22 protein-coding genes are annotated in these 24,562 nt (G+C 62.1%); 5 read left to right on the top strand and 17 right to left on the bottom strand.

Translation table 11 applies throughout. The features are described 5' to 3' along the window. Positions 1-62: 62 nt before the first annotated feature. Positions 63-1,271: an MFS transporter gene (locus tag Q9295_RS07800; RefSeq protein ID WP_306679972.1), complete on the bottom strand. Its 1,209-nt coding sequence runs from the start codon at positions 1,269-1,271 to the stop codon at positions 63-65. Between the two features lie 235 nt (positions 1,272-1,506). Continuing rightward, positions 1,507-2,952: an aldehyde dehydrogenase family protein gene (locus Q9295_RS07795; RefSeq protein WP_306679971.1), complete on the bottom strand. Its 1,446-nt coding sequence runs from the start codon at positions 2,950-2,952 to the stop codon at positions 1,507-1,509. Positions 2,953-3,216: 264 nt separating this feature from the next. On the opposite strand from Q9295_RS07795, the gene Q9295_RS07790 reads away from it, so the two are divergent. Then, on the top strand, positions 3,217-3,870 hold the full coding sequence (locus Q9295_RS07790) for a peroxiredoxin (RefSeq protein ID WP_306679970.1): 654 nt from the start codon (positions 3,217-3,219) through the stop codon (positions 3,868-3,870). Positions 3,871-3,932: 62 nt separating this feature from the next. Here Q9295_RS07790 and Q9295_RS07785 read toward each other — a convergent pair whose 3' ends face one another. The 3 genes from Q9295_RS07785 to Q9295_RS07775 all read right to left on the bottom strand — a co-directional run bounded on the left by Q9295_RS07785 (position 3,933) and on the right by Q9295_RS07775 (position 8,720). After that, positions 3,933-5,474, bottom strand: a complete 1,542-nt coding sequence (locus Q9295_RS07785) for a D-amino acid dehydrogenase (RefSeq protein WP_306679969.1) — start codon at positions 5,472-5,474, stop codon at positions 3,933-3,935. A 15-nt stretch (positions 5,475-5,489) separates the two neighbouring features. Then, on the bottom strand, positions 5,490-7,631 hold the full coding sequence (gene pnp / locus Q9295_RS07780; protein WP_306679968.1) for a polyribonucleotide nucleotidyltransferase: 2,142 nt from the start codon (positions 7,629-7,631) through the stop codon (positions 5,490-5,492). A 171-nt stretch (positions 7,632-7,802) separates the two neighbouring features. Further along, positions 7,803-8,720 carry a DMT family transporter gene (locus Q9295_RS07775; RefSeq protein WP_306679967.1) on the bottom strand — a complete coding sequence of 306 codons (918 nt, stop codon included), beginning with the start codon at positions 8,718-8,720 and terminating at the stop codon, positions 7,803-7,805. A gap of 313 nt (positions 8,721-9,033) precedes the next feature. On the opposite strand from Q9295_RS07775, the gene Q9295_RS07770 reads away from it, so the two are divergent. Beyond that, positions 9,034-10,149: a hypothetical protein gene (locus Q9295_RS07770; RefSeq protein ID WP_306679966.1), complete on the top strand. Its 1,116-nt coding sequence runs from the start codon at positions 9,034-9,036 to the stop codon at positions 10,147-10,149. A 63-nt stretch (positions 10,150-10,212) separates the two neighbouring features. On the opposite strand, the gene Q9295_RS07765 is transcribed toward Q9295_RS07770, so the two are convergent. Both Q9295_RS07765 and rpsO read right to left on the bottom strand, forming a co-directional pair. Next, positions 10,213-10,437 carry a DUF2798 domain-containing protein gene (locus tag Q9295_RS07765; RefSeq protein ID WP_306679965.1) on the bottom strand — a complete coding sequence of 75 codons (225 nt, stop codon included), beginning with the start codon at positions 10,435-10,437 and terminating at the stop codon, positions 10,213-10,215. A 294-nt stretch (positions 10,438-10,731) separates the two neighbouring features. Then, positions 10,732-11,001: a 30S ribosomal protein S15 gene (gene rpsO, locus Q9295_RS07760; RefSeq protein ID WP_306679964.1), complete on the bottom strand. Its 270-nt coding sequence runs from the start codon at positions 10,999-11,001 to the stop codon at positions 10,732-10,734. Between the two features lie 338 nt (positions 11,002-11,339). Between rpsO and Q9295_RS07755 the strand changes: the two genes are divergently transcribed. Then, positions 11,340-12,389 carry a calcium-binding protein gene (locus Q9295_RS07755; RefSeq protein WP_306679963.1) on the top strand — a complete coding sequence of 350 codons (1,050 nt, stop codon included), beginning with the start codon at positions 11,340-11,342 and terminating at the stop codon, positions 12,387-12,389. 56 nt (positions 12,390-12,445) lie between these two features. On the opposite strand, the gene truB is transcribed toward Q9295_RS07755, so the two are convergent. The 3 genes from truB to rbfA are packed head-to-tail and all read right to left on the bottom strand — an operon-like array spanning position 12,446 to position 14,523. Next, positions 12,446-13,348 carry a tRNA pseudouridine(55) synthase TruB gene (gene truB / locus Q9295_RS07750; RefSeq protein WP_306679962.1) on the bottom strand — a complete coding sequence of 301 codons (903 nt, stop codon included), beginning with the start codon at positions 13,346-13,348 and terminating at the stop codon, positions 12,446-12,448. A gap of 3 nt (positions 13,349-13,351) precedes the next feature. After that, positions 13,352-14,086, bottom strand: a complete 735-nt coding sequence (locus tag Q9295_RS07745) for a phosphodiester glycosidase family protein (protein WP_306679961.1) — start codon at positions 14,084-14,086, stop codon at positions 13,352-13,354. 2 nt (positions 14,087-14,088) lie between these two features. After that, the gene (gene rbfA, locus Q9295_RS07740) at positions 14,089-14,523 is read right to left on the bottom strand and encodes a 30S ribosome-binding factor RbfA (RefSeq protein ID WP_306679960.1); all 435 of its coding nucleotides are present in this window, start codon (positions 14,521-14,523) and stop codon (positions 14,089-14,091) included. A 132-nt stretch (positions 14,524-14,655) separates the two neighbouring features. On the opposite strand from rbfA, the gene dapB reads away from it, so the two are divergent. Then, positions 14,656-15,465: a 4-hydroxy-tetrahydrodipicolinate reductase gene (gene dapB / locus Q9295_RS07735; protein WP_306679959.1), complete on the top strand. Its 810-nt coding sequence runs from the start codon at positions 14,656-14,658 to the stop codon at positions 15,463-15,465. A 36-nt stretch (positions 15,466-15,501) separates the two neighbouring features. On the opposite strand, the gene Q9295_RS07730 is transcribed toward dapB, so the two are convergent. Then, positions 15,502-15,723, bottom strand: coding sequence for a DUF1674 domain-containing protein (locus Q9295_RS07730; protein WP_306679958.1), 222 nt, complete (start codon positions 15,721-15,723; stop codon positions 15,502-15,504). 60 nt (positions 15,724-15,783) lie between these two features. Here Q9295_RS07730 and Q9295_RS07725 point away from each other — a divergent pair, with 60 nt between their 5' ends. Then, entirely contained in the window at positions 15,784-17,013 is a 1,230-nt protein-coding gene (locus tag Q9295_RS07725; protein WP_306679957.1) for an RsmB/NOP family class I SAM-dependent RNA methyltransferase, read from the top strand. A 120-nt stretch (positions 17,014-17,133) separates the two neighbouring features. Here Q9295_RS07725 and Q9295_RS07720 read toward each other — a convergent pair whose 3' ends face one another. From Q9295_RS07720 to lspA, 6 genes are all read right to left on the bottom strand, one after another. Continuing rightward, positions 17,134-18,294: a DNA recombination protein RmuC gene (locus tag Q9295_RS07720; protein ID WP_306679956.1), complete on the bottom strand. Its 1,161-nt coding sequence runs from the start codon at positions 18,292-18,294 to the stop codon at positions 17,134-17,136. After that, positions 18,291-20,159, bottom strand: coding sequence for a DNA mismatch repair endonuclease MutL (mutL, locus tag Q9295_RS07715; RefSeq protein ID WP_306679955.1), 1,869 nt, complete (start codon positions 20,157-20,159; stop codon positions 18,291-18,293). Before mutL ends, Q9295_RS07720 begins: the two co-directional genes overlap by 4 nt. A 303-nt stretch (positions 20,160-20,462) precedes the next feature. Continuing rightward, positions 20,463-21,773: a M16 family metallopeptidase gene (locus Q9295_RS07710; protein WP_306679954.1), complete on the bottom strand. Its 1,311-nt coding sequence runs from the start codon at positions 21,771-21,773 to the stop codon at positions 20,463-20,465. Then, positions 21,770-23,233 (bottom strand): M16 family metallopeptidase, encoded by a 1,464-nt coding sequence (locus Q9295_RS07705; protein ID WP_444860515.1) that lies wholly within the window; start codon positions 23,231-23,233, stop codon positions 21,770-21,772. The genes Q9295_RS07710 and Q9295_RS07705 overlap by 4 nt, the downstream gene beginning before the upstream one ends. A gap of 190 nt (positions 23,234-23,423) precedes the next feature. Further along, positions 23,424-23,963, bottom strand: a complete 540-nt coding sequence (locus Q9295_RS07700) for a DUF3035 domain-containing protein (protein WP_306680092.1) — start codon at positions 23,961-23,963, stop codon at positions 23,424-23,426. A 52-nt stretch (positions 23,964-24,015) separates the two neighbouring features. Further along, on the bottom strand, positions 24,016-24,561 hold the full coding sequence (gene lspA, locus Q9295_RS07695; RefSeq protein ID WP_306679953.1) for a signal peptidase II: 546 nt from the start codon (positions 24,559-24,561) through the stop codon (positions 24,016-24,018). Position 24,562: the final 1 nt, after the last annotated feature.

Raw genomic sequence — 24,562 nt, 5'->3', positions numbered from 1 at the left:
GTGTCAAGTATTACCGGATGGCGTAACGCATTGTTCTAAAACCAAAGCGCAAGGTGAAGACCTTAGGCCTCGTCGGGCAAACGGCGCAAAAGTCTCCACAAAGTCGCACCACTGATCGCCACGGCTGCGCAGAGCCAGAAGAGCCATTGGAAGCCATTGGGCTGCGCCAAAAGATGCCCTGTCAGCACTGCGCCCAAGGCCGGCAGCACCCGCAACACCAAGGCGTATAGCGCCATAGCCTTGCCCCGCAACTCTTCGGCCACGCCAATCTGGATCGCCACTTGGGTCGAAATCGCATTGGCCATGATCCCTGCCGAAGCCATAGCCACGGCCAGTGCAGCCAGCCACACCTGCGCACTTAAGACAAAGAGGAGCACCGAGGCGGCCGCGCCAAGGCCGCTGGTGATGGTCATCCCCCGCCCGCGCCGGGCCGAGGCGATAAAGGCGCCAACCATCGCCCCAAGTCCCACCGCCGAGGACAAAAGTGTGAAGGCCGCCACCGCCTCGGGCCCCGGCCGGGCGAGGGTCGAGGCGAAGGCGGGCAGCAGGTCCATCACCGGGCGCAAGCAAAAGGCGATCACGCCGTAATAGGCCAAAGAGAGCTTTTCCAGCCGCCCCATGCCGGGCAAAAGCCCGCGCCAGCCGACGGGCTTTTGCTGGGCGTTGCTGGATTGGCCCTCGCGGCTGGCCGGTTCAATCTGGCGCAAGACCGCAGCAAAGGTCAAAAAGCTGCATATATTCAGCGCAAAGACCAGCGCATAGGCATCAGAGGCGATGCACCAGCCGCCGATCATCGGCCCCAAAGTGCGCGACAGGTTGAAGGTCAGTGAGTTCAGGCCCACCGCCTGCGGGATCATCTCACGCGGGGTGATGCTGCCGACCAGCACCAAACGGATCGGGTGATCCAACCCGTTTAGCATCCCCGTCGCCACCGCGCCCAGCAAAAGCATCGGCAATGTCAGCATGTCTAGACCCGAGAGCAGCAGCAGCGCCACCGGCGGCACCACACCGATATATTGCACCCGCTGCGCCACCCGTAGCCGGTCAAAGCGATCGGCCAAGCTGCCGCCGATCGGGGCCATGATCACCGCTGGCATCAGGTCCAAAAGCGCCATTAACCCCAGAATGGTGGTGGAGCCGGTCAGCTCCCAAGCCAGCCAGAAAAGCACGGTGCGCTGCGCCCAAGTGCCGGTGAGTGAGCTGAAATTGCCCAGACTGTACCAGCGAAACGCGGGTAATTTGAGCGCCGCAAGCGGCCCGGTCCAACTCATGTCTCGCTCTCCGCAACCGCGCTGGCCTAGGGAACATCCATGACACAAGCGATGGCTTTGGCGCAGGAGTGCGATTAGGCCGATCAGCGGATGCAGAACTCTGGCACCATCTTCAACAGCTCTGCCGTGAAGGCAATCCGCTCTCTGCGCCGGGAGGGGCTGATCTGGCGCGTCAACGGATGGCCCGCGCATGAAAAAAGGGGCCGCCGCGCGCTGCGGTGGCCCCTTCATCTTGTTAGCCCGCGCTAAAATCCCAGCCCGAGATGGCTTTGGGCTCAAGGAACTCTTCCAAGCCCCAGATCCCGCCTTCGCGTGCGCGCCCTGATTGCTTAACGCCACCGAAGAAGGCGCCCGGCCCGCGCGATTTACCGTTCATCTCAACCATGCCCGATTGCAGCTGGCGGGCAAGGCGGTTGGCGCGCTCGGGGCTGCCGGATTGCACATAATTGGTTAGGCCGTAGGGCGTGTCATTGGCAATCTCGACGGCCTCGGCTTCGGTCTCAAACGGGATGATCGCCAGCACCGGGCCGAAGATCTCCTCGCGCTCAATCGTCATGCCGGGGGTGACATCGGCAAAGATCGTTGGGTTGACGTAGAAGCCGCGGTTGAAGCCCTCGGGCAGGCCTGGACCGCCGGCCACCAGCCGCGCGCCCTCATCGATGCCCTTTTGGATATAGCCCTGAATCTGGTCCCATTGGCGCTTATTGACCACCGGGCCGATATGTTTGCCGGGCTGATCTGCGGCACCGACCTTGATCGTCTCGGCCACTTCTTTGGCCTTCGCGACGGTCTGGTCATAGATCGAGCGTTCGACCAGCAGGCGCGAGGGCGCGTTGCAGGACTGCCCGGTGTTCGACATCATCTTGCGCACCGACCATTCCACGGCCTTCTCGGGCGCATCGGCGAACAGAAGGTTCGCGCCCTTGCCGCCCAGCTCCAAGGTCACGCGCTTCAGCGTCTCGGCAGCGGCTTTCGAGATCGCTTTGCCCGCACGGGTCGAGCCGGTGAAGGAGATCATCTGCACATCGGGATGGGTGGAGAGCTGAGCGCCCACACCTGCACCATCGCCGTTCACCAAGTTAAAGACGCCCGCAGGAATGCCCGCATCATGGCAGAATTCGGCGAAAAGCATCGCGTTGAGCGGGCTTTCTTCCGAAGGTTTCAGCACGCAGGTGCAGCCCGCCAGCATCGCCGGAATGGCCTTCAGCGCGATCTGGTTCACCGGCCAGTTCCACGGGGTGATGAGGCCGACGACGCCGATCGGCTCCATCGCCACGGCAGAACCGGGGGCTTGCGGCCCCAAAGGGCGCACCCATTCGATGCTCTCAAAGGCCTTGAGGAACCCCTCGGTGTGATAGGGCAAGCAAGGCGCTTGTTCACTGCGCGCAAAGTCGATCGGAGCGCCCATCTCCATCGAGATCGCTTCGGCGAATTCTTCCAGCCGCGCCTCATACTGGGCCAGGATGCCGCGCACCAGACGGGCGCGTTCCGCCGGAGGGGTGGCGGACCAAGCAGGCAAAGCTGCCTTGGCGGCGGCCACCGCCGCATCGGTATCCGCCTGATCGCCCAGCGAGATCACCGCGCAGGGCTCTTCATTCGAAGGGTTGATAACCTGGCAGTCGCGCGGCTTTGCCGGGCTGACCCATTGGCCGTTGATGTAGAAGTCGCGCTTGTTCAGCATGGGGATCTCCGCTGCCGGATGGGAATTTGATCAAAGATTGCAGGCCCTGCGATCCTGCGCAAGCGGATCTCGGCCCGAAACATGGGCGACAGGCTCACGCCTGTCCAGATTGGCGGTATCGTGCAAGGCTTCGTTCAAGAGGAAACGTTCCCCCGTGAACGCGCGAGCGGGACTTTTGTTCTCTTTTTGTCGCGAAGTGACCCAAGGGGATGAAACCTTGTTCCCTTTCGGCTATCTCTATGGGGTCAATTTGGAGATTCCGCCATGGTTCGCATCAACGACACCGCCCCTGATTTCACCGCCGAGTCGACCGCCGGCCAAATCAAGTTCCACGAGTGGATCGGCGACAGCTATGCGATCCTCTTCAGCCACCCGCGCGATTTCACGCCGGTCTGCACCACCGAGTTCGGTGCCGTCGCCCAGCTGATCCCGGAATGGAAGAAGCGCAACACCAAGGTGATTGGCGTTTCCGTCGATTCGGTCTCGGATCACGAGAAATGGAAGTGTGACATCGAAAGCTTCGCAGGCGCTCCGGCGGATTTCCCGATCATCGATGACGTCTCGCTGACCGTCTCGAAGGCCTATGACATGCTGCCGGCGGATTTCTACCTGCCGACCGAAGGCCGCACCCCCGCCAACTCGGCCACCGTGCGCACCGTCTATATCATCGGGCCGGATAAGAAGATCCGTCTGACCATGACCTATCCGATGTCGGTGGGCCGCAACTTTGCGGAAATCCTGCGGGCGCTGGATGCGGTGCAAGCCACTGATGGTGTGCCGTTCGCGACGCCCGCCAACTGGGTGCCGGGCCAAGATGTGATCGTGGCGCTTTCGGTGCCGACCGATCAAGCAGTCGAGAAATATGGTGAGCTGGACATCAAGCTGCCCTATCTGCGCTTTGCCAAGCGCCCGGTCTGATACCGGCCTTGAAAACGAAAAACGCCCGCGAGATCCTCGTGGGCGTTTTGCATTCTAAGGGCTTATTCGGCTGGAACGGCCTGCGCCTGCGGGGCGGGGCGGCGGGATTTCGGGCTGTAGCGGTGGATGGCCAAATCGGCGGCATCGATATCGGGCTGACGACCCGAGACGACATCCGCAATCACCCGAGCTGAGCCGGTGGACATGGTCCAGCCCAAGGTGCCGTGGCCGGTGTTCAGGAACAGCCCCGGGATATGGGTGCCGCCGATCACCGGGGTGCCATCGGGCGTCATCGGGCGCAGGCCGGACCAGAATTCGGCTTTCGACATATCGCCACCGGGGAAGAGATCGGTGACCGAATGCTCAAGCGTGCGGCGACGGGCGGGCTCCAACTTATTGTTGTAGCCCGAGATTTCCGCCATGCCGCCCACGCGGATGCGGTCGCCAAGCCGGGTGATTGCGATCTTGTAGCTCTCGTCCATCACGGTGGATTCCGGCGCCAACTCGGGGTTGGTGATCGGTACGGTCAGCGAGTAACCCTTCACCGGATAGACCGGCAGTTTGATGCCATGCTCGGCCAGTATCATCGGGCTGTAAGAGCCCAAGGCCACCACGACGGCATCGGCGGTGATCACGCCCTTGTCGGTGACAGCACCGACGGCCCGGCCGCCCTCGGTCAAGACGCGACGGATCTGTTCGCCCCAGCGGAAGGTGACGCCTTTGGCGGCGGCCAACTCGGTCAAGCGGTTGGTGAATTTGAAGCAATCGCCGGTCTCATCCAGCGGGGTGAGGAGGCCGCCCACAATCTTGTCGCGGGCCTGCGCCAGCGCGGGTTCCTGCGCGATGCAGCCGGCGGGATCAAGGATCTCGCAAGGGATGCCGTCAGCCTTCAGCGCCTGCACATCCTTGGCCGAAGCTTCCAACTGCGCGGCGGTGCGGAAGAGCTGCAAGGTGCCTTTCATCCGCTCGTCATAGGCAATGCCGGTCTCGTCTCTCAAAGCGGCCAGCGAGGTGCGGCTGTAATCAGCCAGCCGCAGCATCCGGCTTTTGTTCACCGCATAGCGGGCCGAGGTGCAGTTGCGCAGCATCTTTGCCAGCCAAGTCAGCATGGCGGCGTCGAGCTTGGGGCGCAGGATCAGCGGCGCATGTTCCATCATCAGCCATTTCATGGCCTTCATCGGAATGCCCGGCGCGGCCCAAGGGCTGCAATAGCCAAAGGAGACCTCACCAGCATTGGCGAACGAGGTCTCCAGCGCCGGACCGGGCTGACGGTCAACCACCGTCACCTCATGCCCTGCCTGTGCCAGATACCAAGCCGAGGTGACACCAACGACACCTGCTCCTAGGACGACGACACGCATGGGATTCTCCGCTCCGCAAATTCCGTGATCAGAATAACGGAATTTCGATAAGAAATTTTGGTGAAGTTGCCTGCGTGATGCAAGTGTCGTGCAATTCTGTGCGGTGTAGTTGGCTTTTGTGCGAAGAATATTCGGTCTTATGCCGGGTGGGCGGGAGAAGCGTGCCCTTCTTTGATGGCTTGCAGTTCGATGGGTGCGATCAAAAAAGGCCCCGGAGTTTCCTCCGGGGCCTTTGGTTTTCAAGGATACGAACTGGGCTTAGCCTTCGGCTTTTGCTTCAGCTTCAGGCGCGATCTCAGCGCCGGTCTCTTGGTCGACCATCTTCATGCCAAGGCGGACCTTGCCACGATCGTCGAAGCCCAAGAGCTTGACCTTAACTTCCTGACCTTCCTTCAGAATTTCATTCGGATGGTTCAGACGCTTGTTGGCGATCTGGGAGACGTGGACCAGACCGTCGCGCTTGCCGAAGAAGTTCACGAAGGCACCGAAGTCGACCAGTTTCACCACTTTGCCAGTGTAGATTTGGCCTTCTTCCGGCTCAGCGACGATCGACCAGATCATCTCATGCGCCTTCTTGATCGCAGCTGCATCCGAGGAAGCAATCTTGATCACGCCGTCATCATTGATGTCGACCTTAGCACCCGAAACCTCAACGATCTCACGGATGACCTTGCCGCCCGAACCGATCACTTCACGGATCTTATCGGTCGGGATGGTCAGCGTTTCGATCTTCGGTGCATAGGCCGAGAAGCCTTGCGGAGCCGAGAGGGTCTTGGCCATTTCGCCCAAGATGTGCAGACGGCCTTCGCGAGCTTGCGCCAGCGCTTCTTTCATGATCGCGGGCGTGATGCCGGCAATCTTGATGTCCATTTGCAGCGAGGTGATGCCCTCGGTGGTGCCGGCAACTTTGAAGTCCATGTCGCCGAGGTGATCCTCGTCGCCAAGGATATCGGTCAGAACGGCGTATTCGCCGCTGTCTTCCAAGATCAGGCCCATTGCGACGCCAGCCACCGGCGCTTTCAGCGGAACGCCCGCATCAAGCATGGCGAGCGAGCCACCGCAGACGGTTGCCATCGAGGACGAACCGTTCGACTCGGTGATCTCCGACACGATGCGCACCGTGTAGGGGAAATCGGTCGGAGCCGGCAGAACCGCTTGCAGCGCGCGCCATGCGAGCTTGCCATGGCCGATCTCACGACGGCCGGGCGAGCCAACACGACCGACTTCACCAACCGAATAGGGCGGGAAGTTGTAGTGCAGCAGGAAGTTCGAGCGGTAGTTGCCGTTCAGCGCGTCGATGATTTGCTCATCTTCGCCGGTGCCGAGGGTGGCAACGCAAACCGACTGGGTCTCACCGCGGGTGAAGAGCGCCGAACCATGGGCGCGCGGCAGGATGCCGTTTTCGACCACGATCGGACGCACGGTTTTGGTGTCACGGCCGTCGATGCGGGTGCCGGTCTTCACCACGTCGCCGCGGAGGATGTCCGATTCCAGCTTTTTGATCGCCGAACCAAAGTTCGCGTCGGCTTTCTCTTCTTCCGTGACAGAAGCGGTGATCGTGGCCACTGCGGCTTTGATCGCATTGGTGCGTTCTTGCTTGTCGCGCAGAGCGAAAGCGGCACGCATCTCTGCTTCACCGGCTTTTTTCACCGAAGCATAGAGGTCCGAGAAATCGGGCGGGGTGAAGTCCATCGGCTCTTTCGCCGCGACTTCAGCGAAGTCGATGATCATGTCGATCACCGGCTGCATCGCCTCATGGCCGAAGACCACAGCGCCGAGCATTTCTTCTTCGCTCAGCTCATAGGCTTCCGATTCCACCATCATCACGGCGTCTTTGGTGCCGGCGACGACGAGGTCCAGACGCTGCTCGGGCTTGCCGCGCAGTTGGGTCATGTCGTCCATCGAGGGGTTCAGAACGTATTTGCCATCGACGAAGCCAACGCGCGCGGCACCGATCGGACCCATGAAGGGCACGCCCGAGATGGTCAGAGCCGCCGAAACGGCGATCATCGCAACGATGTCGGGGTCATTGTGCAGGTCGCACGACAGCACGGTCGCCATGACGAGCACTTCGTTCTTGAAGCCCTCGACGAACAGCGGGCGGCAGGGGCGGTCGATCAGGCGGGAAACCAGCGTTTCCTTTTCCGAGGGACGCGCCTCGCGCTTGAAGAAGCCACCGGGGATCTTGCCGGCTGCGTAGTATTTCTCTTGGTAGTGCACGGTCAGGGGGAAGAAATCCTGGCCGGGCTTCGGCGATTTTGCGTAAGTCACGTTGGCCATGACTTGGGTGTCGCCAAGCGTGGCGATGACCGAACCGTCAGCCTGACGCGCAACTTTACCCGTTTCCAGGGTCAGCGTTTCATCGCCCCACTGGATCGATTTTTTCGTCACATTGAACATATATCGTTTCCTCTTGGGCCCGGCCCCTGCCGGTGGTCCCACATGTGGCGGCCCCATTGCCGCCGCCCCCCGATCCTGATGCATGTGCCCCGGGGGAGGGCTTTCACGTCACAGATGGCCGAGGCCATATAGGAAAATCGGTCTTATGGGAAGGGGCGGCTTCGGCGGGCTTCAGCCGGTCTGGCCCGGTTTTGGCATCGAGACCAGCCAAACTCCGATCAAAGTGACCACCAGTCCCAGCATCATCGCAAGCGTCAGCGGCTCATCAAAAAGCGCATAGGACCACAGCATGGTGACCGGCGGGCTAAGATAGATCACCGCCGAAACCCGCACCGGAGACCAAAGCCGCAAGCACAGGTAGTAGATGCTCCACGCGCCAAAGGTTGCCAGCAGCACCAGCCAGAGCATGGCGATGGCAAAGTTTTGGGTCATCGGCGGGGCAAGGTCACCCGAGCTGGCGGCAAAGGGCGCGAACATGGCAGCTGCGAAAAGGCATTGCAGGCAAAGGCTTTGCAGGATTGGCACCTTGGCCATCGAGCGACGCTTTTGAATGACGGTCGAGACGGCAAAGGCGATCATACCAATGGCGGGCATCAGATAAGCGACCAGCGGCGCGCTGCCGATCCGCAAAGCATCGGCTGAGACGGCAACAACACCGGCCAAGGCAATGAAGGTGCCCAGCCATTGCCGTCCGGTTAGCCTTTGCCCAAGGATTGGGGCGGACAGCATGGCAATCGCCAAGGGCACCAGATCGGCCATGAGTGCCACGAGGCCGGTGGGCACGCGGTAAGAGATCGAAAGCGCAAAGCCGCCCAAGTAAAGGAACATGCCAAGGAAGGCATAGATCGCCTGATCGCCCAAGGCGGGGAGGCCAAGCTTCGGCCCACGCAGCAAGAAGGGCAGCAGGATCAATCCTGACAGAAAGCTCCGCCAAAAGAGGATGCCGGCGACCGAGACGGTCTCATTAGCAAAGCGGATGCCCACAAAGCCCGAACTCCAGCAAATCACCAAAGCCACAGCCAGAACCGCGAAGACGAGAGGGGATCTTTGCCATGACGGCAGAGGTTCATGGTCGGCGGCAATGGTCATGGCTTAGGCACTCCGTTCAGGCAGAGGTTACGGGCGGACCATCCGTTCCGTGCTTCGACCAGCGACCTGAATGACGGTTTTTCCGACGCTTGCTTGAAGTCGATGCTTGCCGCTTTCGCAAAAGCGCGTCGCCAAGCAATGTCCGCCTAGCGGCCTTGCAACACTTGTTTTTAACGGGTTAAACGCAGCGGCGGATTGAGATTTTTTGTTTGATGGCGGTATGTTGCTTCCTCAAATACTTGGCCGTATCCGATCCGATACCTGCGGCAAGGCCCCGCCTTCGCCCATCTTTTCCAGACAGGAGCCTTTAGACTTGCGCCTTCGTTTCTCTTCCCTGCCGAAGTCCACGGCCCTCTGCGCCGCCATTCTTGCCTGCAGCACCAGCGGGGCGCTGGCCAATGATGGCTATTTCAACGTCAGCTATAATGACATCGGCATCACTCTGACCCAGATCGGCGGCTATGGCGAAGTGACCGTCGCGCCGAATGGTTTCGCTGATATGGCTTTCGGCGAGTGCCTGATGAACTTCACCCGCGATGAGACGGGTGCGGTGAAGGACAAAGCCGCCGTCATCACGAAATACTCGGCCAATTGCCCCGAGAGCATGAACTTCTCGGTCGCTCCGGGTGAAGACGGTCTTTACAAGATCACCTTCACCGAAGGTGGCGCTTTGGCGGGGAATAGCTTTGATCTCTTCCCGGTGCTGCAGCCGATGCGCGACGAGTTCAAAGTGGCCGCGCCCAAGGGTTTTGACATCCTTGGCATGACGGTGGGCATGACCCGCGCCGAGATGGAAGAAAAGCTGCAAGCCGAGGGTTTTGCGAAATCCGAGGACGAGTCCTCGGTCAAGGAATACACCAATGGCATGACGCAAGCCTATGATGTCTGGACCAAAGGCGCCTCAGAGGTGGTCGAGGGCAAGCCCGAGGATATCATTGGCATCACCTATAGCACCTTGGGTGAAAACGCTGGCGCTGAGGTCGCTGAGGCATTGTCGCGGTCTTGGGACATCCCGAAAAGTGCCAAGCTTTCGGTCGCCAACCTGAAGAAATCCTTGGACGAGAAGCACGGTCCGGCCAGTTCGGTGGGCGAGGCGCGCTTTTACGATCGGCAAGGCACGGTCGATTCTTCAGCCTACCAGTTGGTCTGCGATCCCGCGATCCATCTGCAATCGGTTGAGGTTGCGCGGGAGATGCCGGGCACGGGCTATCTGGACAGCGTCTCGGCCGCTTGCGGTGCAAAAGTCGATGTTATGGTGATCGAATCCTACGACGTACCCGGTCAGGCCGCGAAGCTGCTGATCGCTTTGCTGAAAGGCGACGTGGCTTATGAGGGCTTTTGGAACAGCTGGTCGGCTGGGGAAGCCAAGGCGCTGGCCGAGCGCTATGAGATGAACGCCAGCATGGTCGGCGAAGGCCCCAAGCTTTAAGCTTCTCGCTTTGGGCATTGGGGGGCGCCCCCAATGCCCAAAGAACTTCCGCGATGATCGGGCTTAGCCTTTGCGCGCGGTCAGTTTATGCGCGACGAAAAAACCAAGCGGGCCGTAAGCTTGGGTGAAGATGAAGGCGATCGGCCATGCGGTCAGGGCCTGCAGCGGCCAGCGGCTGAAAAAGTCGTCGCTATAGCCGCCAAAAATCAAGCTCATCACAGCCGACATGGTGACAGCCATGCAAAAGGTGATGGTCAATTGGGCGATGATCAGGGTTTTCTTTGTCACGCTTGGTCTCCAGAAATCGAAGGCGCCCGAGCGTCGGCTTTTGGCCGGTGAACCCATGACGCCGCGTTGAACGGCGCCGTGGGTCATGCGAAATGCATGTCGGTTTACGCAAGGGCACTGCCTCGCGATGCGGACTAACCTGACCGCTTGAAACCTTCTCGACAGGGCGGATCTAAGAGGCCAGCGTCGGCTTGGCAATAGGTGCAGCCCGATGTGACGCGACGCCTTTGAGATGCAAAGAAAACGCCCGCCTCTTGCGAGACGGGCGTTCTTCTTTTCGAAATCGAAAAGCGCTTAGCGGCGCAGGCCCAGACGGGCGATCAGCGAGCTGTAGCGAGCTTCGTCGGTCTTTTTCAGGTAGTCGAGCAGTTTGCGGCGTTGCGCCACGAGCATCAGAAGACCACGACGCGAGTGGTTGTCTTTCTTATGCGATTTGAAGTGCTCGGTCAGGGTAGCGATGCGCGAGGAAAGGATCGCAACTTGCACTTCGGGCGAACCGGTGTCGCCTTCTTTGGTTGCGTATTCTTTGATCAGGCGGGCTTTTTCTTCGACGGTGATCGACATCGGGATCTCCTGTAAAATGAAGGGTCATGGCACAAGCCGGGATGTCGTCCAGCAGGGCCCTTGGAGGCTCCGCGCAAAGGCGGATAGCGGCCTATACCGGCATTGCGGCCAAAAGGGAAGCCCGTTCGCTTGCGCGCTTATGCGCCGCGTGCCCACCAAGGCAGGCGGCAGATAAACTGCATTTGCCGCATTCTCCTTTGCCCGAAAGGCCAAAGCGCTTTTGAAAGCGTTCAAAATATGCTATGACTCCCGTTAACTTTTATGTGCCTGATCAAATGGTTAACGGAACTTTGGTTAACGCTGCAGGGGTGTGGCGTGGTAAAGTTTGGGGGTGCTGAATGCTGGCAATGCTGGGGCTCTTCGGCGCGATGTTTGCCGGAATACTTGCCGAATCCGTTTTCACAACCGCTTCGGACACGGATGAAAATGCCGATGTTGAAGGGGGCAATGACGCTCTGGGGCCAGACACTGCCGCCAGCGGCGGCGGCACGCCTTTGGACGAAATCATCGCCCCCCCGGACGAACCGGATCCGACACCAAGCCCGGATGGCATTGTTTCAGATGACATTCCTGATGCGCCCGACCCTTCGGCGGTGCAGTTTGGCGGGCCTGCGGATGACCTTATGGCCGGCGGCAATGCGGCCGACAGCCTTATGGGGGGCGAAGGCCATGATCAGATCGTGGGACGGGCGGGTGATGACACGATCTCGGGCGATGCGGGCGACGATATCCTATGGGCGGGGGCTGGCGATGACCTCGCCTTGGGCGGCGATGGTGAGGATACATTGCATGGAGAGGCGGGCGATGACCGGCTGATCGGCGGCTCTGGCGATGATTCGATTTGCGGCTATGAGGGCGATGACAGTCTCAGCGGTGAGGCGGGGCATGACACGCTGATCGGCGGTGAGGGCCGGGATCTGCTGGACGGTGGCGCAGGCGATGACTGGCTTGCCGGCGGCGAAGATGACGATTGGCTCAGCGGCGGCGCAGGCTCTGACACTTTGGACGGCGGCGCGGGCGATGACCACCTTTCCGGTGCTTTCCCCGAGGGTGATGACGATGAGACCGACTTCCTCAACGGCGGCGCCGGGGATGATACGCTGGTGCTGGGCGTGGGCGATTGCGGCTATGGCGACGAAGGCCGTGACAACTTCATTCTCAGTCAATGGCTGGGTCAGGGTGGCTTTGCAACGATCACCGATTATGACCCGGCCGAGGATCAGATCGTGCTGGTCTACGATCCCGCTTTGCATGCCACGCCAGAACTGACCTTGGCATTGGTCGAGGGCACTGAAGATGTCGAGGTCATGTTAGACGGCGATCTGATCGCACGGGTCAGCGGTGGTGCGGGCCTCACACCCAAAGACATCACGCTCCTCGCCGCCTGAAATTGTTCCGCGGCAGCGCCGGCAAGCGGGGGCTCGATGCCCCCCGCGCCGGCTCCTTAGCGCACGAAAACGCGGCTTGGGTGCAGCTCGCCGCCCATATAGCGGCCCACGGCCACGGCTTGGCCGTCAAAGCTGGCCCAAGCCTCTTCACCGTAAGGCAGATGGCCCAGAACCTGGCCCGCATTTCCATTGCGGAGGCGCTGCACCCCTTCCGGCGTGCAGCGGACCTCGGGCAGATCGGTCAGACCCAGCTCCAAGGGCTGCAAGTAACGGTCGATCTCTTCGCTGCGCGCCAAGGCTTCGATCTCTTCCATCGAGACGCCCTTTGCGGCCTCAAAGGGGCCCGACCATTCGCGGCGCAGCCACGCGACATGGCCCAAAGCCCCCAAGGCCCGGCCCAGATCACGCGCGATAGCGCGCACATAGCCGCCCTTGCCGCAGACCATCTTCAGCTCAACTTGGTCGGCACTGGGCCGCGCCAAAATCTCCAGCCGCTCGACAAACAAGGGGCGCGCGGCGAGGTCCATCTCAATCCCCTCGCGGGCCAGATCATAGGCGCGCTCGCCCTCCACCTTCACCGCCGAGACCTGCGGCGGAACCTGCATGATATCGCCGCGGAAGGCTGCCAATGCCGCTTCAATCTCACCGTCCGAAGGCCGCAGATCCGCGCGCCGCAGAACCTCACCCGCCGCATCATCGGTTGAGGTCTCGGCGCCGAAATTCACCATGAAGCGATAGCATTTGCGCGCATCCATGATCAGCGGCACGGTCTTTGTCGCCTCGCCCAAAGCAATCGCCAAGACGCCCGTCGCATCAGGGTCCAAAGTCCCGGCATGGCCGGCCTTTTGCGCATTGAACGCCCAACGCACCTTGCCCACCACTTGGGTAGAGCCGATGCCCGCGGGCTTATCAACGATCACCCAGCCGTGCACCGGCCGGCCCTTTTTCACTTTTGCCATCGCTCAGTCCTTCGGAACCACGGTCCCGACAATCGGACCCATCGGAAAACCGCCGTCATGGCGGCCAAGCTCGGGCGCATAAAGCCGCGAGATGCTGCCGTCAAAGTAAAGCGCATCCTGCAGACCCAGATGGTCGCGGAAATAACGCGCAAATTGGTGGAAATTCAGCGGGTCATTGGCCATGACAAAGACCGCCCGGCCGCCATCCTTCGGCACGCCGACGCCGTTGCGGATGTTCTCACTGTCGCTGTCGGGCAAAAAGCGCGGGTGCAAAGCGCCCTCGATCACCAGCATGGGGCCGGATTGGCTGGCAAAACGGCAAGCGGGCGGATCGGCTTTGAAGCGGTTGCTTTCAATCACCGCAAAGCCCGTGACCGCTCCACCCCAGCAAAAGACGCCATTGGGCAAAAGGCCAAAATTGCCCGGACCGGCGCGGGTGACCAAAGGTGCGGCCTCGGCGCCCTCGCCGATGTAAAGCCCCACCGGCGATCGGTCGCGGTGATACATGCCCGCATTCATCGCAAAGCCAAGCCGTTTGCTCTCGGCGCTCAGCGCCTCATCGACGGCGCGAAAGCTGCCCAAGGCACCGCTCTCGCCAGCCCCAAAAAGCCGCAGCTCTTCGCCCGCCTGCACTTCGCATAGGGTAAAGGATTTGCCTTCGAATTGGTCGTCTCGGCAAGAGGCCGCCTCAGCCGCCTGCGGCATCAGCAGGGCGAGAAGGGCGAGGAGGGCCCGCATCTTTAGCTGCGGTCCTCGCCGTCTTCGTCCTCATCCTCGGATACAGCAATATCGCGCTGCACTTTCGGATCTTGGAACAGACGCCGGGTCTCGTCCAAACGGTCAAAGGTCTCATCGGGGCGGAAGCGCAGATCGGGCGCATATTTCAGCGTGAGTTCCCCGCCAATCCGGCGGCGCAGCTCACCCCGGTTGCGTGCCAAAGCCTTTACCGCCTCATCAACCGAGCCGGTGCCCATCAGCGGCATCACATAGACGGTCGCCACTTTCAGGTCATTCGAGACCGAAACCTCACCCACGGTGATCGGCATCGAGTTCAGCACCGGATCGTGGATTTCCGAGCGGTTCAAGACATCGGAAAGGGTGCGGCGGATCAATTCGCCGATGCGAAGCTGACGCTGCGAGGGGCCTGCGGCCGAGGAGGAACGTTTATTGGACATGGCACCCACATAGGGCCTTTCGCGCCAACCCGCAACGGCGGCTTGCGGGGCGGGGGTTTCGGGGGGTAAAGCATCGGCCAAAGGCCGCGCCGGTCACGTCCGGCAGGGGCAGCTGCAAGAAAGGGCCGGAACATGGCTGATCTACCGGGTATCGTTGTCACCGGAGCCTCGGGCCGGATGGGCCAAATGCTGGCCCGCAGCATTGCCGCCAGCGACCGCGCGCGGCTCGTTGCCTGCATTGAACGCGAGGGCCATCCGTGGATCGGCCGCGATATCGGCGAATGTATGGGCGGCGCGGCGATGGGCGTCTTGGTCACCGATGACCCGCTTGAGGCCTTTGCCAAGGCGCAAGGCGTGGTCGATTTCACCGCCCCCGCTGCAACGGTCGGCTTCGCCGCTTTGGCGGCGCAAGCGCGGCTCGTGCATGTGATCGGCACCACCGGGCTGGAGCCTGCGGATCTAGAAAAGCTTGAGGCCGCGTCGCGCCATGCCGTCATCGTGCGGGCCGGCAATATGTCCTTGGGCGTCAATCTCTTGGTGCGGATGACCCAAAAGATCGCCGCCGCTTTGGACGAAGATTGGGATGTGGAAGTGGTCGAGGCGCATCACCGGATGAAGGTCGACGCGCCCTCGGGCACCGCCTTGATGCTGGGTCGTGCGGCGGCGGAAGGCCGTGGCATCAGCCTTGAGGACCATATGGACTCGGGCCGCCACGGCATCACTGGCGCCCGCAAGCGCGGCGATATCGGCTTCAGCGCCATTCGCGGCGGCGATGTGGTGGGCGAGCATGATGTGATCTTTGCCGCCGATGGCGAGCGGGTGGTGCTGCGCCACCTTGCCACCGATCGCGGCATTTTTGCTCGTGGCGCCTTGCGCGCGGTGCTTTGGGGGCAGGGCCAGAAGCCCGGCCAATATGACATGATGGATGTGCTGGGACTTTAATCCCCGCACTGAGAGCCGAAAGACCGGGCCTTGCCGTCAGAAATCGACGGCGAGGCCTTTTTTCTCCCAATCGCCATAACGCACCGGCTCAAGCCCCTTCTTGCGGCCCCCAAGCTCGGGCGGCAACGCGACAGGGGCGGCGTTGCGGCGGCGCTCTTCGGCCTCGGCCAAGGCGCGCTGCGCGGCGGGCGGCAGGTCAACCGCGGTCTCAGCGGCGGAATCGGCAGAAATCGCAGTCTTCGAAGCGTCAGCAGACATCGTCGGGTTCCTTCCGTGCTGCCTCATGATATAGGCGCGGCAAGTCGAAAGGGAAAGCGGATGGCCGAAGGTGTGAAGGCGCGGGCAGCAGCGGTTGCGATGCTGGATGCGGTGCTGGGCGAGGGGCGGATGTTGACCGAGGCCGCAGATGCGGGCCTGCCGCCCGAAGATCGGGCGCGGGCCTTGCGGCTGGCCTCGGCCGTGTTGCGCCGGCTCGAGCCTGCCGATCACGCTTTGGCGGTGCATCTGCGCAAACGCCCCGCGTTGCGGGTGATGAACATCCTGCGCCTCGCCGTGGTGGAGCGCGCCATGGGCGCACCGGGGCATGGCGTGGTGAATGCGGCGGTCGCCATCGCGCGCTCGGGCAAGAAAACCACCCATATGGCGGGTCTGGTCAATGCGGTCTTGCGCGCGGTTCCGGAAGGCCCGCTGCCCACGGTGCAGAAACTGCCGCGCTGGCTGCGCCAACCGATGGTCCATGCCTATGGTCGCGAAGCCGTCACCGCGATCGAAGCGGTCCATGCCGTGGAGCCTCCGCTTGATCTAAGCTTGCGCGCCGGGGCCGAAGCACCCGAGGGCCAAGCTTTGTCGACCGGTAGCCTGCGGCTCAGCGCGCCCGGCCAGGTCTCCAACTTGCCCGGCTATGCAAAAGGTGGCTGGTGGGTGCAAGACGCCGCCGCCGCTTTGCCAGCGAAGCTGCTTGACGCGCAAAAGGGCGAGCGGGTGCTCGATCTCTGCGCTGCCCCCGGCGGCAAAACGATGCAGCTCGCGGCCACCGGAGCCGAGGTCACCGCCCTCGATCTCTCCGAAGCGCGCCTCAAACGCCTGCGCGAAAACCTTGCCCGCACGGACCTCAAAGCCGAAGTCATCGCCGCCGATGCGCTGACTTGGCAGCCGACAGCCCCTTTCGATGCCATCCTTCTCGACGCGCCCTGCTCGGCCACCGGCACCATCCGCCGCCACCCCGACCTGCCCTTCGTCAAGGACGAGACCGAGCTCGCCACCCTCGTCACCTTGCAAGCCCAACTGGTCGACCGCGCCGTCACTTGGCTCAAACCCGGCGGCCGCTTGGTCTTCTCGACCTGCTCGCTCCTGCCCGCCGAGGGCGAAGATCAATTGAGCCAAACCCTCGCCCGCCACCCCAAGCTCAGCGTCGAACGCATGCCCATCCAAGGCGTTGAAGACAGCTGGTGGACGGAAGCTGGGGGCCTGCGCACCCGGCCTGACTTCTGGGGCGACCAAGGCGGCATGGACGGCTTCTTCATGGCCCGCTTCCGCCTCAACGCCTAAATCCATTCATCTTGACCCAAATACTCTGCGGGGGGTCTGGGGGGCGCAAAGCCCCCCAGCCGCCGGGCCCAAAGCACCTGCGATAGACCTTAACGGCCTGCCCGCGCCCAAACGAATGAACTAGTCGATCAGCCGCGGCATCAGCACCGGAGAGGGATCGGCAGGGGCCAATTCCTCAAAGTCAAAATTATCCAGACGCCGCGCGCGTTTGGTGGCTTTGTCGGTGCTGATCTTGATCTCTTCGATATCCTTGGCCGCTTGGCCAAAGTGGCGATCAAGGTTCTCCACCCGCGCCCCCAATCGCTCAACATCGCCGTAAAGCAGGGAGAGTTCCTTGCGGATCGCGCCAGCCTGCTCACGCATCCTTGCGTCCTTCAGCACCGCCCGCATCGTCGTCAGCGTCGCCATGCAGGTGGTGGGCGAGACGATCCAGACTTTCAGCCCAAAGCCCTCTCGGATCACCTCGGGGAAATTGCCATGCAGCTCGGCATAGACCGCTTCGGAGGGCAGAAACATCAGCGCACCATCGGCGGTTTCGCCTTCGATGATGTAGCGATCGGCAATGGCGCGCAGATGGGCGCGCACGGCGGCACGGAGCTGGACATTGGCCTCTTGCACAGCACGCGGATTGTCGGCGCGGCGCAGGGCCTCATAGGCCTCCAGCGGGAATTTCGCATCGATAACGATAGGGCCGGGCGGATGCGGCAAATGGATCAGGCAATCAGCCCGCCGCCCGTTCGACAGCGTCGCCTGCATCCGGTAGCTGTCCGAGGGCAAAGCCTTTTGCACAATGTCATGCAACTGGATCTCGCCAAAGGCGCCGCGGGTCTGCTTGTTCGACAGAATATCTTGCAATGACAGCACATTGCCCGACAGCTTTTCGATGTTTTCCTGCGCCTTGTCGATCGTTTGCAACCGCTGATGCAGCTCCCCCAAAGAGCGTGCGGTGCGGACTGAGGTGCCCTGCAGCTGCTCGGTCATCCGCCGTTGCACCTCGGCCAGCCGGTTCTCCATCAGATGCAGCATCGCGCTTTGCGACTTGGCCTGCGCCTCGGCAACATGCGAAAGCCCGCCCGACAGCCGCTCTTGGCTGTCGCCCATCGCCTGCACCTTATGCGACAGCCAAGCGACCTCGCGCAGCAAAGGTGCCGCATTCGATGAGGCGCGTGACGCCGCGCGGAAGATCGCAAAGAGCAACAGCAGCAGCACCAAAAGCGCCGCGGCGGGGATCAAGATCTCCGGCGCGGTCCAAGGATAATCTTGCCCGAAAAGCCTGATCATCTGCGGCCGAACAAGCGTTCAATATCATGCAGTTTCAGCTCAACCCACGTCGGGCGGCCGTGGTTGCATTGACCGGAGTTCGGCGTGATCTCCATCTCACGCAAAAGCGCATTCATCTCCTCGGGCCGCATCTGCCGCCCCGAGCGGACCGAGCCATGGCAAGCCATCCGCGACAGCACCGCATCAATCCGGGCGCGGGTCAGCCCGCTGTGGCCACCATCTGCCAGCTCGTCGAGAATGTCGCGCAAGAGCGCCTCGCCATTCACCGCGCCAAGGATCGCAGGCGTCTCGGTCAGCGCAATCGCACCGCCGCCAAAGGGCTCAATCACCAGCCCCGCCTCGGCCAAAGCCGGGGCAGCGGAGAGGAGCAAAGCCGCATCGGTGGGCGAAAGCGTCACGATCTCGGGGATCAGCAGCGGCTGGCGGGCGATGCCCTTCTCGGCCATCTGTGCCTTCAGCCGTTCATAAACCAGCCGCTCATGCGCGGCATGTTGGTCAACAATAACAATGCCATCCCCGGTCTGGGCGATGATCCAATTCTCATGCAGCTGCGCCCGCGCCGCGCCCAATGGATGCGAAGGGGCGGGCTCAGTTGGGGCCGGCTCGGGCATCGCCACACGGGCCACGGGCGCCTCGGCAAAGCCATTGGTCGCGGGCGTAGGGGCCGTAAAGGGCGCGTAAGGCGCCGGGGTTTGCGAGGCGGGGGCTTGCAAGGCAAAAGCCTCGGCAAGGCTTTGCTGGCGCGGTCGCTCGGGCATGCCTTGCGGGCGGAAGGCGGCAAGGGTTTCCGACGCCACCGTGGTCGAGGCGCGGTGCCCCGCCCCGGTCAAAGCGGTGCGGATCGCGGTGATGATCAGGCTGCGCGCGGCATCCGGCTCGCGAAAGCGCACCTCGGCCTTGGCAGGATGCACGTTCACATCGACCCGCTCGGGATCGACGATCAGATTGAGCACCGCCGCCGGGTGACGATCGCGCGAGAGCACGTCGAAATAAGCCGCCCGCAAGGCACCATAAAGCAAGCGGTCCGAGACTGGGCGGCCGTTCACGAAAAGATATTGCTGGGTCGAAGAGCCGCGCGAATAGGTCGGCAAAGCGGCATAGCCCACCAGCTTCAACCCATCCCGCTCGGCATCGATCACCATCGCATTGGCGGTGAAATCTGCGCCCAAAAGCCGGGTGAGGCGGCGGTGCAAAGCATCGAAAAGATCGCCCGGCTCAGGGTCAAGCCGCAGGATGCTGCGCGCCCCTTCAACCGAGATCTCCGAGAGCGTAAAGCCAACCGTCGGCTCCGCCATCGCGAGGCGCTTGATCACCTCATGGATCGCTTGCGCCTCAGCCCGGTCGGTGCGCAGGAACTTCAGCCGCGCCGGGGTGGCGTGGAAAAGATCGCGCAACTCCACCACGGTGCCGCGCGACAAAGCCGCCGGCCTCGGCGCGGCAAGCCGCCCGCCATCGCAACTGATCTGCGCCGCCTCTTGCCCCTGCACGCGCGAGGTGATCACGAGCCGCCCAACCGAGCCGAGCGAGGGCAAAGCCTCACCGCGAAAGCCGAAGGAGCGGATGTCCAAAAGATCCGAGCCATCGATTTTCGAGGTCGCATGCCGGGTCAGCGCCAAGGGCAGATCCTCGGCAGTCATGCCGCACCCATCATCGGTCACCCGGATCAGCGTCTTGCCACCATCGGCATAATCGACCGAGATCCGCGATGCCCCGGCATCCAAAGCATTCTCGACAAGCTCTTTCACCGCCGAGGCGGGACGCTCCACCACCTCGCCCGCCGCGATCCGGTTGATCGCCGCCTCATCCAGTTGCCGAATGACGGGACGCCCAGAGGCATCCGATATTTTGGGGGAGTGAAGGGTCATGCGGCCAAATCTAGCAGGCAGGAGCGAGTCGGGGAAGAGCTGCCATCTGTCTACACGGGCCAATCCAATCGCGCGCCTTGCGGCGCATTCTCTTTTTCTCGCCTCTGCACGCCAGGGGCGTGCAACCGGCTCGGGCAGCCTCCGGCGGGGATATTTACAGGACAGAAAATATCAAACGCGTTCATTTTCTGTCTTTAAAGATCCTCAGGGGGTTTGGGGGCAGAATGCCCCCATCAGGCGCGCTCAATGCAGAGCAAAGCGGCAGCCGCGCATAAAGCTTGCGGCGGCAGCCGCGCTTTTGGATCACAGACCGCTTGGCTGGCCGACGACGACGAAATGCAAAGCCTCGGGCTGGAACAAGGTTTTTGCCACACGCGCGATATCCTCTAGCGTCACCGCCTCGATCTTATCATTGCGGGTCACTGCATAATCGAGCGGCAAGTCTTCCATTTGCATGCCGACCAGTATGTTGGCGATGCTGCCATTGCCGACAAAACGCAAAGGATAGCTGCCGGTGAGATAGGTTTTGACCTCCGAAAGTTCGGTCTCGGTCAGGCCTTCTTCAGCGACGCGGGCCCATTCGTCGCGGACCACTTGGATCGCCTCGGCCACCTTATCGTTCGAGGCGGAGAACTGCCCGAGGTAAAGCTCTGCCTGGTCCATCGGCGCCAGGGAGGTGCCAATGCCATAGGTGAGGCCACGCTTCTCGCGGACTTCTTTCATCAGCCGGGCCGAGAAGCGGCCGCCGCCCATCGCCTCATTCAGGATATAGGCGGCGAAGAAGTCCTCGTCGTCGCGGGGGATGCCGCGATGGCCGAAGAACACCACCGATTGCGGCGAGGGGAAGGTCTCGACGGTCACGCCGGGCTCTAGCAGCCATGGTGCGCGTGGGGGCATCGGCGTGCCTGTCGCGGGCAGATCCGCGAAGAGGCGGTCCAAAAGCTTTGCCAGCTCATCCGCGGTGATGTCGCCCGAGGCAGCGACGTAGATCCGGTCATGCGCCAGCGCGCCTTTATGGGCGGCTTGAATATTCTCCCGGCTGAGCGCGGTGACGCTTTCGATCGTGCCTTCGCCGGCAGAGCCGTAAGGGTGCTCGCCAAAGGCTTGCCGGTAAAAGCTTTGCGGAGCCAAGGCTTCGGGCGATTTGGCATCAGCGCGCAGCGAGGACAACACCTGTTCGCGCACCCGGTCAATGGCGCTTTGATCAAAGCGCGGGTTGACCAAAGCCTCGCGCAGCAGATCCACGGCGGCATCGCGGTTCTCCGTCAGTATCCGGGCCGAGACTGAGACGGAATCGCCGCCGGTGTCGAAGCCGAAGCTGGCGGCAAGGCTGTCGCGGGCTTCGGCAAAGCCGCGGCTGTCCAACTCTCCCGCGCCTTCTTCCAAAAGCGCCGTCATCAGATAGGTCGCACCGCGTGCTTCGGGCGAGTCGAGCGAGGTTCCGCCCTTGAACACCACCTCAAGCGCCACAAAAGGAATGCCGTGATCTTCGACCAGCCAAGCTTTGATGCCACCGGGAGAGGTGACCTCTTGGATGTTCAGCTCGGCCTTGGCGGGCAGGCTCAGGGCAAGGACGGTGGCGAAAGCCAGACCGAGGCGGGAAAGCAGGGTCATTGCTGGGTCTCCTCGGTGGGGATTTGGGCGGGCGCTTCTGCGGCAGCCTCATCAGGGCTTTCAGAGCTGGGCTCTGTCTCGGGCTTAGGCGGTTCTTCGGCGCGCAAGAGCCGTGCGGTCACGGCGTTCTTGCGGTCCAGAACTTGCGCCGCAACCGCCTGCACCTCTTCGATGGTGACCGAGGCGAGCACATCATCCCAAGCCTGCACATCTTCAAGGCTGAGGCCAATGGTCAGCCCTTCGCCGTAGCGCTGCGCCAGACCGCGGATATTGTCGCGGGCATAGATCTCCGAGGCGCGGATCTGGGTCTGGATCCGGGCAAACGCCGCTGGATCAGGGCCTTGGGCGATGAAATCCGCCACGGCGGCATCCAAAGCGGCCTCGGCCTCATCCAAGGACACGCCCGGCGCAGGCACGAGGATGAGCCCGAAAGTGGTGTCGTCAATCGCGGTGCCATTATAATAGGCGGCCGAATAGACGGCGGTTTGGCTGTCAAATTGCAGTGCCCGCGCCAGATGCGAGGTTTGGCCGTCGCCGCCCAAAAGTTCGGCCAAGATCGTCAGAGCTGCCGCCTCTTTCTGGGCGCCGGGATCGCGCTCGGGGGCCAGATAGCTGCGGTAGATATAGGGGTCCGAGACCCGCTCATCGGCATAGCTCAGGCGACGTTCAGCCAGCTGTGGCGGCTCTTGCGGGCGCAGGCGCGGGCCGATCTCGGGCGAGGGCAGGATGGGTCCGTAATATTTCTCGGCCCATTCCTTGACCTGCGCCGGATCGGCATCGCCCGCGATGATCAGGATTGCATTATTCGGGGCGTAGAACTTCGTATACCAAGCCAAAGCATCGGCGCGGCTTAGCTCTTCCATCTCATGACGCCAGCCGATAATCGGCACGCCGTAGCGGTGGTTCATGAATTGCGCGGCCCGCATCTGCTCGGCCATCAGCGCGCCGGGATCGCTGTCGGTCCGTTGGCTGCGCTCTTCCAAGACCACCTGCCGCTCGGTGGTGACATCCTCTTCGGTCATGCGCAGATTGCGCATCCGGTCGGCTTCCATCTCCATCACCAGTTCCAGCCGGTCAGCAGCAATGCGTTGGAAATAGGCGGTATAGTCCCATGAGGTGAAGGCATTGTCATCGCCGCCCTGCGCCTCGATCATCGCCGAGAAGGCGTTGGGCGGGATCGTATCGGTGCCTTTGAACATCAGGTGTTCAAGGAAATGCGCGATGCCGGATTTGCCCGCGGGCTCATCGGCGGCACCGGCGCGATACCAGATCATCTGCACCACCACGGGGGCGCGATGGTCTTCAATCAGCACCACTTGCAGCCCGTTCTCTAGCGTGAAGGTCGAGACCGTTTCGGCCTGTGCCGGGGTCATCAAGGACAGGCTGGCCATCAGCGCCGTTGGCAGCACCAGCTTGCCGGGCCGGATCTTCAAAGCCGACAGGAACGAGCGAAAGAGCATCAAAAGGCCTCCGTTTGGCAGTGCACAAGCTATGTCCTGCCAAGTGGGCAGGGGGCAAGCGGGGGCAACGCGGTTGTGATGCCACCTTGAGCAGGCGACAAAGCGGCAAGACCTGGCCTGCAAAATGCAGCTGGGCAGGAAAAGGGTGGCTGTGGGGGGAGCCCCTTAAGCCGCCAAAGCGAAGTTGGTCTTATTTCTCGGACGCATTGGCCGGCGGGGCCGAGGGCGTGCGGACGCCGCGGGCACGCCAAGCTGCCAGCTCACCATGCTGGTCGAGCCAGAACTTCTTATAGGCTTTGAAATAGACGTTCACATTCATCAGCCGCTCAAGCACGCGGCCGTTGTTGTCGCGGCGCCATTGCAGATCTTCCGAGGCCAATTGGGCGCGGATGTTGTCTTGGGTGCCAAAGCGCGCGGTATGGGCGTAAAGCGCGCCATCTGCGGCGGGCACGCCGCCACCAGTGCTGGACTGGCCGGTGCCGCCAAGGGCAATTGCGGCATCGTCCATCGGGCGCGGATCGGTGCGATTGGCACCGCCCGGCGTCGGTTCTGGCAGTTCAGCCAGAGATTTCGGCAGCTCAAGCGGCTTCGGCGGCAGGATGCCAAACTCATCCGGCCCCTCTGTCGCCTTGAGGTTCATAAGCTCCGGCGGCTCAGAACGATCGCCGCAGGCTGCAAGCCCGAGCATCGCCACGATTGCGATGGCGGTTACGCCAGCCTTTGCCTGCATCAACGAAGCCTCCACGTCCTTTGCCCCGTCTTAACCCAAGCTGCGCCCCGCGTCACGGGGTCTTTGCAGTGGGTTTTGGAGCCTTGCTTTTGGGCAGCTTGCCATTCGATCCGTCTGACCCGCCACTGTCGCCAGAAGTGGGCTTGCCGGTGAAAAGCACAAGACCAAAAGCGCCGACAAAGATCGCAATATCAGCAACATTGAAGGAATAGGGGTTCTCAAAGCCGCAGCAGGACATGTTCAGGAAATCCGCCACCGCGCCGTAGAGCACCCGGTCCACCACATTGCCCAAGGCTCCGCCGACCAAAATGCCGGCGGAAACTTGCGCAAGTTGGTTCTGCGGCTCTTTGCGGACCCAGTGGATGACCCAAGCCGAGATTGCCAGGGCCACCAAGATCAAAAGCCAGCGAGTCAGCTCGGCTTCGCCGCTCAGAAGGCCAAAGTTGATGCCGCGATTCCAAGCCATGCGGAAATCGAGATAGGGCGAAATGAAATCAATCACTTGCCGCTCAATCAGGTTCATCCCAAAAAGCACGCCCACCTTGGTCGCTTGATCAAGCGCAAAGATGGCGATGGCTGAAATCGCAAGCTTTTTCATA

The organism is Pseudogemmobacter lacusdianii, assembly GCF_030848395.1.
In the GTDB taxonomy this organism is placed as follows: Bacteria; Pseudomonadota; Alphaproteobacteria; order Rhodobacterales; family Rhodobacteraceae; genus Pseudogemmobacter; species Pseudogemmobacter lacusdianii.
This window is presented reverse-complemented; position numbering and strand designations above follow the sequence as displayed.

Bases quoted from the DNA above. Each gene is read 5' to 3' on its own strand.
- Q9295_RS07800 (WP_306679972.1), bottom strand. From the start codon at position 1,271: ATGAGTTGGACCGGGCCGCTTGCGGCGCTCAAATTACCCGCGTTTCGC.
- Q9295_RS07795 (WP_306679971.1), bottom strand. From the start codon at position 2,952: ATGCTGAACAAGCGCGACTTCTACATCAACGGCCAATGGGTCAGCCCG.
- Q9295_RS07790 (WP_306679970.1), top strand. From the start codon at position 3,217: ATGGTTCGCATCAACGACACCGCCCCTGATTTCACCGCCGAGTCGACC.
- pnp (WP_306679968.1), bottom strand. From the start codon at position 7,631: ATGTTCAATGTGACGAAAAAATCGATCCAGTGGGGCGATGAAACGCTG.
- Q9295_RS07775 (WP_306679967.1), bottom strand. From the start codon at position 8,720: ATGACCATTGCCGCCGACCATGAACCTCTGCCGTCATGGCAAAGATCC.
- rpsO (WP_306679964.1), bottom strand. From the start codon at position 11,001: ATGTCGATCACCGTCGAAGAAAAAGCCCGCCTGATCAAAGAATACGCA.
- Q9295_RS07755 (WP_306679963.1), top strand. From the start codon at position 11,340: ATGCTGGCAATGCTGGGGCTCTTCGGCGCGATGTTTGCCGGAATACTT.
- truB (WP_306679962.1), bottom strand. From the start codon at position 13,348: ATGGCAAAAGTGAAAAAGGGCCGGCCGGTGCACGGCTGGGTGATCGTT.
- Q9295_RS07745 (WP_306679961.1), bottom strand. From the start codon at position 14,086: ATGCGGGCCCTCCTCGCCCTTCTCGCCCTGCTGATGCCGCAGGCGGCT.
- rbfA (WP_306679960.1), bottom strand. From the start codon at position 14,523: ATGTCCAATAAACGTTCCTCCTCGGCCGCAGGCCCCTCGCAGCGTCAG.
- dapB (WP_306679959.1), top strand. From the start codon at position 14,656: ATGGCTGATCTACCGGGTATCGTTGTCACCGGAGCCTCGGGCCGGATG.
- Q9295_RS07730 (WP_306679958.1), bottom strand. From the start codon at position 15,723: ATGTCTGCTGACGCTTCGAAGACTGCGATTTCTGCCGATTCCGCCGCT.
- Q9295_RS07725 (WP_306679957.1), top strand. From the start codon at position 15,784: ATGGCCGAAGGTGTGAAGGCGCGGGCAGCAGCGGTTGCGATGCTGGAT.
- Q9295_RS07720 (WP_306679956.1), bottom strand. From the start codon at position 18,294: ATGATCAGGCTTTTCGGGCAAGATTATCCTTGGACCGCGCCGGAGATC.
- mutL (WP_306679955.1), bottom strand. From the start codon at position 20,159: ATGACCCTTCACTCCCCCAAAATATCGGATGCCTCTGGGCGTCCCGTC.
- Q9295_RS07710 (WP_306679954.1), bottom strand. From the start codon at position 21,773: ATGACCCTGCTTTCCCGCCTCGGTCTGGCTTTCGCCACCGTCCTTGCC.
- Q9295_RS07705 (WP_444860515.1), bottom strand. From the start codon at position 23,233: ATGCTCTTTCGCTCGTTCCTGTCGGCTTTGAAGATCCGGCCCGGCAAG.
- Q9295_RS07700 (WP_306680092.1), bottom strand. From the start codon at position 23,963: ATGCAGGCAAAGGCTGGCGTAACCGCCATCGCAATCGTGGCGATGCTC.
- lspA (WP_306679953.1), bottom strand. From the start codon at position 24,561: ATGAAAAAGCTTGCGATTTCAGCCATCGCCATCTTTGCGCTTGATCAA.